The following is an 11,702-nucleotide window of genomic DNA, read 5'->3' on the forward strand; positions in this document are numbered from 1 at the left end:
ACATTTAGCTTAGACAAATCAATCCAACGCTTTCATAACGATAAATACTCAAAACAGAAAAAGGCAGGAAATCTCCTGCCTTGCTGACTGTCTGCTCTAGACATGTTTCATCATCCTAACGAACACGATCAATTTTAAATTTAGGTGGCTAAAACTGCTTGCAGTACCTGTTGTTCAAGCTCTGCAAAACGCACACCTTTTTGACGTGGTCGGGGCAGATGGACATGAAATTGTTGAGCAATATGTCCTTTGTCGAGCAAGATGATACGGTCTGCCAATTGCACTGCTTCACTGACATCATGAGTGACTAAAATGGCAGTAAAGCCTTGTTCACACCATAATTTTTCGATCAGATTCTGCATGTCTAATCGCGTCAAGGCATCCAGTGCGCCAAGCGGTTCATCTAGCAATAAAATTCGTGGACGATGTGCCAGTGCCCGTGCCAATGCTGAACGCTGACGTTGCCCACCCGAAAGTTGACTGGGCCACAATTTGGCTTTTTCTTTAAGTCCAACTTTTTCCAGTAAAGCAATCGCCTGCTCAGACTGCTGCTTCGGCAAACCGAGTTTGACATTGTCCTCAATGCTTTTCCACGGCAGTAAACGCGGGTCTTGGAACATCACCCGAATATCATCGGGCTGAATCGCCGCCGTCTGTGCAGGTGCAGTAAAACTGATTTTGCCCTGACTGGTCTGTTCTAGCCCTGCGACTAAACGCAGTAAGGTACTTTTACCACAGCCACTACGTCCCACAATCGCTAGAAACTCCCCTGCCTGAATGTCTAGATTGAGGTTTTCCAGTACCGTGACACTGCCATAGTATTTATTGAGTTGTTGAATATGGATCTCGGCACCGGTGGTGGGTGCAAGCTTCGACTTGGGTGCAGTGACCAGCTCATCTGCATAATCTGCAACACTTAAATCCGTCATGATGCTCTCCTCAATCGTGTTGATAACCTGCATGCCAGCGCAGTAAATAACGTTCTAGATATTGGGCAAAAACATCCGCCAGTTTACCCAGTAAGGCGTAGAGTAGAATCCCGACCAAAACCACATCGGTTTGCAAAAATTCACGGGCATTCATGGTCATATACCCGATGCCTGCCTGTGCAGAAATGGTTTCCGCAACGATTAATAAGACCCAGACCAAACCCAGTGCAAAACGTAAACCGACTAAAATCGAGGGCATCGCGCCAGGTAAAATAATGTCTTTATACAACTGCCAACGCGTCAAGCCGTAGCTTTTGCCCATTTCAATCAACTGCGGATCGACGGAGCGAATACCATGATAGGTATTGATATAAATCGGGAAAAAGACACCAATCGCCACCAAGAACAGTTTTGCCGATTCATCAATCCCGAACCATAAAATCACCAAAGGAATGAGCGCCAGTGCAGGAATATTACGAATCATCTGCAAGGTGGTATCCAACAGCGTTGAGGCAATTTTCGATGAACCATTCAGCAATCCGAGCAACAAGCCCAAACCACCACCGACCAATAAACCGAGCAAGGCGCGCCCTGCACTGATCTTGACATGATGCCAAAGCTCACCACTCACAGACAATGACCAGAAGGCACTAAGCACAGCCGATGGCGCAGGTAAAATCCGACTCTCCAATAATCCTGTGACTGAAGCGACTTGCCAGAAAATCACCAGTGCCACGGGCACTAGCCAAGGCAACGTGCGTTGCCCAAGCCGTTTTACCACTTGGGTCATACAGCCTCCTCTGCCCGTTGACGTTTTTTGTCTTCATCAGGCACATAGTTGTTGGCAATAATCTCGCCAAAGGGTCCAGTCAAATTGGGCTGTGACAGTTTTTTACGGGTTTCTAAAGGCAATAATGGGAATACCAATTCAGCAAAACGAATCGATTCTTCCAAATGCGGATAACCCGAGAAAATAAAGGTGCTAATGCCCAAATCAGCATATTCTTGGATACGTGCTGCCACCGTTTCAGGATCACCCACCAAGGCTGTCCCTGCACCACCGCGCACTAAGCCAATGCCTGCCCATAAGTTGGGTGATACTTCCAGTTTGTCACGGCGACCACCATGCAAAGCAGCCATACGATGCTGACCCACCGAATCCATTTGCGAGAATTTCTTCTGTGCAGCCGCAATGGTGTTGTCATCGACATATTGAATCAGTTCATTCGCCGCTGCCCATGCCTGTTCATTGGTTTCACGCACAATCACATGCAGACGGATACCGTAATTTAAGCTGCGTCCTTTGGCTTCAGCTTTGGCACGTACCACCGCAATTTTTTCTTTAACCGCAGCAGGTGGCTCACCCCAAGTCAGGTAGGTATCGACCTGTTCTGCCGCCAAATCAATCGCCACATCGGAAGACCCCCCAAACCATAGCGGTGGATACGGTTGTTGTACAGGTGGATAAAGCAGTTTGGCATCATCGACATTTAAGTGTTTACCGTGGAAACTGAATGATTCACCTGTATGCGAACGGGTTAAAACTTCACGCCAGATTTTCACGTATTCATTGGCTGTTTCATAACGGGTGGCATGATCTTCATACAAGCCATCGCCTTTCAACTCTTGCTCATCGCCCCCTGTCACCAAGTTGAGTAGCACACGACCATTGGACAAGCGGTCAAAAGTTGCTGCCATACGCGCTGCCAAGGCAGGCGTGGTCACCCCTGGGCGCAGTGCCACCAAGAATTTCAGGTTTTGCGTGGCATCAATCAGGCTTGCCGCAGTAATCCACGGATCTTCACAAGAACGTCCTGTTGGAATGAGTACCCCTTCATAGCCCAAGTTATCGACCGCAACGGCAATCTGCTTCATATAGGCATGATCCACCTGACGCGCGCCTTTGCTCGTGCCTAAATAACGACTGTCACCATGAGTGGGAATAAACCAGAAAATTTTCATTGTGTTGTTCCTTTAAATGTTAAATATCGATTTTGGTCTGTGAAACCCTGAACGTGCTTAGTGCTGCGTCCAGATAATTTGGTTGATCTCGATCTGTTTAGGGATCAACTTCTCTTGATAAAAACGATCGGCAATCTCTTGCTGCGCCTTGACCACTTCAGGCGTGATCGGCTGGGTCAATGACGGCTTATAGCGTTTGTCGAGCACACGCTGAGCGATGTCCGCATTTAAACCTGTCGCGTCCTGATACAGTTTCAACGACTCCTGAGGATGATCGACAATCCACTGTGCGGCATGATTCAATGTGTTCAAGAACTGCTTGGTTTCCTGAGAATGGGCTTTGACAAAATCAGGATTGCCAATCACAAAGTTATAGGTGGTTTCAAACGCTGTGCCGTCAATGATCGGGCGGGCATGCCCTTGTACTTCAGCGGCGCTGTAGAACGGTTCCCAAATAGCCCATGCATCGACTGATTTTTTATCTAGTGCAGCACGCGCATCGGCAGGCGCTAACCAAATCGGTTGAATGTCATTCCACGTCAGATTGGCTTTCTTCAAAACTCGCCCAAGCAAGTCATGGGCACTTGAGCCTTTTTGTACTGCAATGCGTTTGCCTTTTAGGTCAGCAATGCTTTTGATCGGGCTGTCATTGGGCACCAAAACCGCTTGCCATTTCGGATGAACATTTTCATAACCGACATACACAATACCTTTATCAGCCGCTTGGGCAAAAATCGACGGCGTATTGCCGACTGTACCCAAATCCACCGCGCCCACAGCTAAAGCTTCGAGCATTTGTGGCCCTGCGGGGAATTCTTTCCATTCAATCTTGGTTTTTGGAAACTCTTTTTCCAGTAAATGCTGCTGTTTTAAAACAATTGAATTTAAAGATGATTTTTGAAAGCCAATGCTCAGGGTTTTCAGTTCATTGTTCTGACTGGCTGCGGGCGCAGCGGCTTGTGCAGGGGCAGTTTCAGACTTTTGGCATGCTGCAAGCAACACCGTGACGCTGCTCAATGCAATCAGGCTGGTGGTTCGTAAATAGCTCATGTCTGTCCCCGTTATTTGGCTGGTGCGCTTAAAATCGCATCTTGAATATGAATTTGATTTGGAATCAGTTTTTGTTGATAGAAGGCATCAGCCACTTGCTGTTGTTCTGCGATCACTTGCTTAGAAATCGGGGTCACGCCAAAGCCCATGCGTGAGATCGAGGTTTTCAGCACGCTATAATCTAAACCTGTTGGTTTTTCCAATAATTTTGCTGCTTCATCCTGATGAGTCTTGACCCATTCGGTGGTTTGGTTCAGCTCTTTCACCACAGTGTTAAACACTTGTGGATTGTTTTGTGCAAACTTGCGATCAGCCAAATAGAACTGGTGATTGCTGACCAAGTTTTGCCCTGTCGACAACACGCGTGCCCCCAGTTGCTGCTGCGCTGCGGCAAAGAACGGATCCCAAATTACCCAAGCATCCACTGCACCTTTTTCAAAGGCAGCGCGAGCATCGGCAGGTGGTAGATACACCACTTGAATGTCATTTAAGCTGAGATGATTGGCTTCTAGAACTTTGAGCAGCAAATAATGCACATTCGAGCCTTTATTCAAGGCAATACGTTTGCCTTTTAATTGCTGAATCGAATGGATATTGGAAGTTTTCGGCACAATCAGCGCTTCTGCCTGAGGGGCAGCAGGCTGGTTTGCGACATAGACCAGATTAGCGCTCGCCGCTTGAGCAAAAATAGGCGGCGCTTCGCCTGATTCACCAATCACCACACTGCCAACATTCAGACCTTCAAGTAACTGAGGCCCCGCAGGAAACTCAACCCATTTCACCTGAACGCCTTGTGCCTGCAATGTTTTTTCTAGGTCGCCACGCGCTTTGACAATCGGCAAAAGACCATATTTCTGAAAGCCAATGCTTAAAGTTTTTAGCTCGGTTTTCGGCTGAGATGCTGCCTGCGCATTGCCCTGTGGTTGTTCAGCAGGTTTGCTACATGCGCTCAGCGCCAAACTTAACCCTGTGCAACCAATCACTGACCACTGTTGAATACGATTCATCTTGTTTACATCCTCAATATCAAGTTAATTCAAAAATATGTTTATAAAATTCAGTTACATTCGTGCAAACTGACAACACATTGCTGGCATAACCGCAAAGGATGGAAGATGAATAGATGACACCGCGAAGGTGCGAAGTGGTACACAGCGATTCATGGCTTTCTGCGCTCTTTCGACAAAAACGATCTGGAAGCCCATACCTTAATGCTTTGTCTTTTTTAGCAAAATAAAGAAAAAATGGGATAATTATGAAATTTTCTGCATAAGAGATTTTCTGCAAAGTTTTACAGAATTCGTGCTAAAGCAGCTTTAGCCTAATTCAAAAAGTAGAATAAAAAATTATTGTTATACATATATTTAGATATCTTTAATTTTTATAAAGACGTTCCACATGAATGATAAGCCTCCTGCTCAGCCACGTTCCTTGTGGCTTTTTAAGCTATGCATAGCAGAATTTCAGATATAACTTCTAACGGCTTTGCCAAAAACTCAGTTGTAAATCAGCCGTTTCCTGCTCCAGTTCAGCCACAGGGCCAATCAATTCAATGTCTTTTTGTCCATGTGCAAACACATACGCTGAAGACACGCTCATGGTTGGGTTTTCACTGTGATTGCCTGTACATTCCAGTAACCGTGCTTCACTCATGCCATACACCACCCGCCCGATGTTCGCCCAGTAAATGGTGCCTGCACACATGCAACACGGTTCAACGGCAGTATATAAAGTGCATTGCCATAAATATTCAGGTGGATAATTTGTGGCAGCGACCCGCGCCAGTGTCGATTCGGCATGATTGACCGTATCGATATTGCACTGGGTCAGCAAAACCGTTTCGTGGTCAGGTGCGACCAGTACCGCACCAAAGGGATGATGCCCTAAAGAAATGGCGCGTTTTCCCACGTCATTGGACAAGCGTAAAAAACGTAAAATTTGTTCAGAATTGGGTGTCGACATGGGATTTCCTTGAGCTGAGCATGTGATGGCTCAGACTGATTCAATCGTATTAAAATTTTGTATGTAGATACGTTTCGATATAAAAAACAAGTTGTGAAAATTGAAGCTCTCGATATGAAGAATTTGAATCTTACCCACGATGAGCTTAGATGACAGGCGGCATGGATGCCGCCACGTTGTACTGCGTTATAGGGACATAACGTCAGTACAACAAAGGATTTTTGTTACTTTTCATCCCTGAAAAGTAAAGGAATACATTCACCTAAATATCAAATTGCTACCCCTAGATTCGATCATTAACTCAAACTAAGGCAAAAAGGTCTTACCCAACGAAGCAGGCAAATTCATCTTTAACAACTTCTTATCCCGAGAAATCAGCACCAACACCAAAATGGTCGCCACATACGGCAATGCCGCTAAAAACTCGGTCGGCACATTGATGCCGAGCGCTTGAGCATGTAGCTGCAAAATAGTCACGCCACCAAACAGATACGCGCCCAACAGCAAACGCGCAGGTTTCCACGCTGCAAATACCACCAGTGCAATCGCAATCCAACCGCGACCCGCCACCATGTTTTCAATCCACATCGGGGTATAAACCGTCGATAGAAATGCCCCACCAATCCCCGCCATCGCACCGCCAAAAAGCACAGCGCCATAACGAATCGCCAATACGTGATAACCCATGGCATGTGCACTTTCAGGCGATTCCCCCACTGCTTTGAGCAGCAAGCCCAAACGGGTTTTTGCCAGTACCCACCACACCAGCACAAAAGCCAGTAAAGACAGATACACCACATAGTTTTGCTGGAACAAAATTGGGCCAATAAATGGGATCTTGGACAGCACAGGTACATTCATATTTTGCAGCCCTGGCAATGCCTGACTGACATAGTTCTGCCCGATAAAAGAGGACATTCCCATGCCAAAAATGGTCAGTGCCAAGCCACAAGCCGACTGATTGGTGCTGAGGGACAAGCTGAAAAAAGCAAAAATCAGTGCCATCAACATGCCCGCACCTGCACCCACCCACAGCGCGCTAAATACACTCAGATCAAACTGAACCGAAAGTGCAAATGCGGCAATCGCGCCCACCAGCATCATGCCTTCAACGCCAAGGTTAATCACCCCTGTACGCTCTGCCACCAGTTCGCCCAAACCTGCAAAAATCAAAGGAGTCGCAGCAGCAACTGTGGTCGCTAAAATTGCGGTGACTTCTAACATATCCGTATTCTCCTTTTAGCCTTGGGTTGCCAGCACAGTCGGTTTGGTTTTCTTTTTCAAGAAGCGGTATTTATTTTCAATAAAGGCATCGGCTGCCAGTAAAAACATCAACAATAAACCTTGGAATACGCCTGCAATCGCCACAGGAAGTTGCAACTGCATTTGTGCCATTTCCCCGCCCAAGTAAATCAGCGCCATCAGAAATGCCGAGAGTACAATCCCGATCGGGTTTAAGCGTCCCAAATACGCCACAATAATCGCGGCATAGCCATACCCTGGCGACAAGTTTGGATTGAGCTGACCAATCGGCCCTGCCACTTCACAAATCCCTGCCAAACCCGCCATCAACCCCGATAAAATCAGGCTAAACCACACGGTTTTTTTCGCTGAAAAACCTGCATATTGCGCTGCCGCAGCGGCTTGTCCACTGACTTCGAGCTGAAACACCTGCATGCTTTTTTTCACGAAAATCCAGAACACAATCACCAACAGCAAAGTCAAAAATACCGAGGCATTAATCCGTGTCGTTTCAGTAATCAACGGCAATAAACTTTGATCACTGAACATCACCGATTGCGGGAAGTTCATGCCATTTGGGTCACGCCAAGGGCCATTAATCAAATACAGTAAGATAAAACCTGCGACATAATTCAGCATCAGCGTGGTCAGGGTTTCTTCAGCATTAAATGCGGTTTTCAGTAAGGCTGGAATTGCGCCCCAGACTGCGCCACCAAGTGCGCCCATCATCAGCATCAGTGGCAATGTCCACGCGCCTTCATGCCCATAACACAAAATGGCAACGCCACCACCAAAGATCGCGCCCATGGTCAACTGACCTTCCGCCCCGATATTAAACAGCTTGGCACGAAAACCGATTGATAACCCCAAGGCAATTAAAATCAGAGGACTGGCTTTGACCACCAGTTCACTCCAACCGTACATGGTGGTGAGTGGCTCAATAAAGAAAATGTATAAGGTTTTCAGCGGTGCATAACCAAGAAAACGAAACAGAATCATGCCGACCAACAAGGTAAAGACAATCGCTAAAACGGGCGACAACCATTTCATTAAACGTGATGGATATTCGCGGGGTTGTAATAAATGCATGTCCTTGTCCTCAACTCATCTCAGCCACAGGGGCAGACTGCATCTGCTCGTGCTGGTTTAATCCTGACATCAATAAGCCGATCTGTTCGGCATTGGTACTGGCGGTTGGCATGGCAGTCGACAGTTTGCCCTGTGCCAATACACAAATTCGGTCACTAATTTCAAATAATTCTTCGAGTTCTTCCGATACCACCACAATCGCCACGCCTTGTCGGGACAGGTCAATCAGGGTTTGCCGAATAAACATGGATGCGCCAATATCGACCCCCCATGTGGGTTGGGAGATAATCAACACTTCAGGGTTTTGCAGAATTTCACGCCCGACAATAAATTTTTGTAAATTCCCGCCTGATAAGGAGCGTGCTTCTGCGGCTGCACTGCTGGCTTTCACAGTAAATTTCTCAATGCACTGTTCGGTAAAAGCTTTGACTTTGGCAAAGTTGATCAGCTTAAAACTCGTCAAACCTTTACGATGCGCAGTCAGCAAGGCATTTTGCGAGAGGGTCATATTCGGTACTGCACCGCGTCCCAAACGCTCCTCGGGTACAAAACCTAGACCAATATCACGGCGTTTGCCTGCATTCAGCGAGTTGATCCGTTGACCTTTCAACAGAATTTCACCGTGTTTGGCGAGAGTTTCTCCCGACAACAAACTCAGTAATTCTGCCTGACCATTCCCCGAAATGCCTGCGATTCCTAAAATCTCACCGGTGTTGACACTCAGATTGACCTCTTTGAGTGGCATGGCAAATGGATCATCCGAGGTAAAGCTCAGTTGCTTGACCTGAAAAATCTGCTGTGGCTCACCTGCATAAGCGGTATGGCTATAGGTCGGCAATTCACGTCCGATCATCAGGCTAGCGAGTTCACTGGTGGTCTTTTGCTTAGGATTGACATTGCCTGTGACTTTGCCTGAACGAATAATCGTGGCTTCATCACACAGCTCCTGAATTTCATGCAATTTATGGCTGATGTATAAAATCGAGACATCTTGTGCTGCAAGTTTTTTCAGGGTTTTAAACAGTTGCTTCACCGCTTGCGGAGTCAGCACCGAAGTCGGTTCATCCAAAATCAGCAACGACGGGTTTTGCAATAAACAGCGAATAATCTCGACCCGTTGTCGCTCACCCACCGACAAGCTATGCACCTCACGGCGCGGATCAATTGGCAAGCCATATTCTTCAGATACGGTTTTGATTTTTTCACTCAGCTGTTTCAGGTCAAGGCTTTTGTCTAAACCCAAATAAATATTTTCAGCAACGGTCAGGGTTTCAAACAGCGAAAAATGCTGATACACCATGCCAATGCCCAACTTTCGCGCCATCGAGGGGCTGTCGATGCTTTCTTCTTTACCATTCCAAACCAGCGAACCTTGGTCGGCTTTGACTGCGCCATAGATGATTTTCATCAGGGTGCTTTTACCTGCACCATTTTCACCCAGTACCGCGTGGATCTGCCCTGGCATTACCTTTAAATGAATCTGGTCATTGGCTTTGAGGGAGTTATAGCTTTTGCTTACCCCGATAAGCTCTAAACGTGGAACTGTGGTCATTGTCTAAATCACCCATGCTTTCAATTTCTTCATTCGTACTTGTTGTTCTAATTTGCAAGCTCTATGCCAAAAAAATGCACCCAAGTTGCGGACAACTGGGTGCAGGAGTAAAGCGCTGAGTGATTATTTTGGTAGGGATCCTTCGACACCTTTCACGTAAAAATTCATTTTACTTAAAGTATCATCGGAAAGTTTGCTGCCTTTGGCAACCACCACAGCACCTGCTTGGTTATAGATTGGGCCATCGAATGGATGTTTTTGACCTTTATGGATCGCATCACGCACAGCCAATGCTTTGGCTTTTAAAGGTGCAGGTACGGCTGGGCCAAAGTTTTCGATGTCGATCGCCCCTTGTGGTACACCCCACCAGATTTTGCTTGGTTTCCAAGTTTTATTGGCAATCTGGTTTAACAGCGGCACATAGATTTTTTCCCAGTGAATCACCGAAGCCGCCAATTGGGCTTTTGCACCGAACTTGCTCATGTCGGAATCCCAGCCAAAAGCATAAACGCCTTTTTGCTGTGCAGCCTGAACCACGGCTGGCGAGTCAGTATTTTGCATGAGGACATCAGCGCCTTGAGAAATCAAAGCCAATGCCGCGTCACGTTCTTTGCCTGGGTTAAACCATGAGTTGACCCAAATCACTTTGGTTTTGATTTTTGGATTGACGCTTTGCGCACCTAAAGTAAAGGCATCGATGTTACGCACCACTTCAGGAATCGGGAACGATGCCACCACCCCTAAGGTATTTGATTTGGTTTTGCCACCTGCCACAACCCCGAGCAAGTAAGCCCCTTCATAGGTACGTACATCGTAAGTGCCCATGTTTTTACCCATTTTGTAGCCTGTTGCATGCATAAAAATGGTGTTTGGGAACTGGCGAGCAACTTTTTCCATTTGGTTCATATAACCAAACGATGTCCCGAAAACCACTTTATTGCCTTGCTGTGCAAGGTTACGGAACACACGCTCCGCATCGGCAGTTTCAGGAACATTTTCAATATGCGATGTCGTAAATTTTCCACCTAAAGCTTTCTCTGCTTTGATTCGCCCTTGGTCATGCGAATAAGTCCAACCGTGATCGCCCGTTGGCCCGATATAAACAAATGCTGCTTTTTCCGCAGCATGGGTTACTTGCAGGCTGCCTACGCACATAGACCCGACTGCTACAACCGCTGTAGCCAGTTTTTTTAACTTCGATGAAATTGGCATTCTTGTCTTTCTCCTCATAATGTATGTCTTGCAAGCTGAAGCATTCACGACATGTGTGACAGGATTAAAGCAATATCCATTCCAATATTTTGTACTCTGCTGTTTATTGTTTTTATCATTTGGTCATGTTGAAATTACTGCTTTTTTAGAAAAAATTGCTAAAATGAAAGAGAAGTTTCCAATTATTAGAAACAATATTTTTATTACTTCTGGGGTTAAAAATGAGTCATTTCAATACATCAAATTCAGCCATTGTTGCTCAAGCCAAACAGTTGGTACTTGAGTCATATCAGCAACAATTTGATGCTGTCCCTACTCAGTTTTCTCAAGCAGATCAGTATCAACATCAGTGTATTATTGCGCTGAACATGAAAGATGCAATGGAGCTGTATAATGATCAGCAAACCACTCGCTTAGAGCTTCCGCCTATTGCCCAAATCGCAGCTTTATTCGATGTTTTTATAGACCGTGATTTAGATGAACAACTGGGCAATGACGCTTCGGACTTGGCACAGCACTTTATAGAAACACTCTCTGACACTGTTTTTTTCCAACTCAAGGCAGCCAATGGTCACGATCTTGATGACGTGATTGCTCAAGTTAAAACATTCTCGTATTGGTCACCTGTTTGGGTCTATTTAACAGGACAATGGCACGATACTTTTAAACAAAAATGCTCTGCCTAAATACACAAAAAAAAGCTC

At 46.2% G+C, this 11,702-nt stretch carries 11 protein-coding genes; 1 reads left to right on the forward strand and 10 read right to left on the reverse strand.

The window, feature by feature from the left end; translation table 11 throughout:
- Positions 1–140: 140 nt before the first annotated feature.
- The 10 genes from LVY74_RS09195 to LVY74_RS09240 form a co-directional block, all read right to left on the reverse strand.
- A complete protein-coding gene (locus LVY74_RS09195; RefSeq protein WP_237814824.1) occupies positions 141–929 on the reverse strand; it encodes an ABC transporter ATP-binding protein in 789 nt (262 codons plus the stop codon).
- 10 nt (positions 930–939) lie between these two features.
- A complete protein-coding gene (gene ssuC / locus LVY74_RS09200; protein WP_151777679.1) occupies positions 940–1,719 on the reverse strand; it encodes an aliphatic sulfonate ABC transporter permease SsuC in 780 nt (259 codons plus the stop codon).
- On the reverse strand, positions 1,716–2,891 hold the full coding sequence (ssuD, locus tag LVY74_RS09205) for an FMNH2-dependent alkanesulfonate monooxygenase (protein WP_151710250.1): 1,176 nt from the start codon (positions 2,889–2,891) through the stop codon (positions 1,716–1,718). The genes ssuC and ssuD overlap by 4 nt, the downstream gene beginning before the upstream one ends.
- 57 nt (positions 2,892–2,948) lie before the next feature.
- Positions 2,949–3,941, reverse strand: coding sequence for an aliphatic sulfonate ABC transporter substrate-binding protein (locus LVY74_RS09210; protein ID WP_237814825.1), 993 nt, complete (start codon positions 3,939–3,941; stop codon positions 2,949–2,951).
- Between the two features lie 11 nt (positions 3,942–3,952).
- A complete protein-coding gene (locus LVY74_RS09215; RefSeq protein ID WP_237814826.1) occupies positions 3,953–4,948 on the reverse strand; it encodes a sulfonate ABC transporter substrate-binding protein in 996 nt (331 codons plus the stop codon).
- Positions 4,949–5,417: 469 nt separating this feature from the next.
- Entirely contained in the window at positions 5,418–5,903 is a 486-nt protein-coding gene (locus tag LVY74_RS09220) for a nucleoside deaminase (protein ID WP_237814827.1), read from the reverse strand.
- Between the two features lie 306 nt (positions 5,904–6,209).
- Positions 6,210–7,127 carry an ABC transporter permease gene (locus LVY74_RS09225; RefSeq protein ID WP_237814828.1) on the reverse strand — a complete coding sequence of 306 codons (918 nt, stop codon included), beginning with the start codon at positions 7,125–7,127 and terminating at the stop codon, positions 6,210–6,212.
- Positions 7,128–7,142: 15 nt separating this feature from the next.
- Positions 7,143–8,234, reverse strand: coding sequence for an ABC transporter permease (locus tag LVY74_RS09230; protein WP_111895387.1), 1,092 nt, complete (start codon positions 8,232–8,234; stop codon positions 7,143–7,145).
- Positions 8,235–8,244: 10 nt separating this feature from the next.
- On the reverse strand, positions 8,245–9,786 hold the full coding sequence (locus LVY74_RS09235) for an ABC transporter ATP-binding protein (RefSeq protein WP_237814829.1): 1,542 nt from the start codon (positions 9,784–9,786) through the stop codon (positions 8,245–8,247).
- 123 nt (positions 9,787–9,909) lie between these two features.
- On the reverse strand, positions 9,910–10,941 hold the full coding sequence (locus LVY74_RS09240) for a BMP family ABC transporter substrate-binding protein (RefSeq protein WP_237814880.1): 1,032 nt from the start codon (positions 10,939–10,941) through the stop codon (positions 9,910–9,912).
- A gap of 278 nt (positions 10,942–11,219) precedes the next feature.
- On the opposite strand from LVY74_RS09240, the gene LVY74_RS09245 reads away from it, so the two are divergent.
- Positions 11,220–11,684 carry a hypothetical protein gene (locus LVY74_RS09245; RefSeq protein WP_237814830.1) on the forward strand — a complete coding sequence of 155 codons (465 nt, stop codon included), beginning with the start codon at positions 11,220–11,222 and terminating at the stop codon, positions 11,682–11,684.
- Positions 11,685–11,702 lie beyond the last annotated feature (18 nt).

The sequence above is a fragment of the Acinetobacter sp. ME22 genome (genome assembly GCF_022012315.1).
GTDB lineage: Bacteria > Pseudomonadota > Gammaproteobacteria > Pseudomonadales > Moraxellaceae > Acinetobacter > Acinetobacter brisouii_A.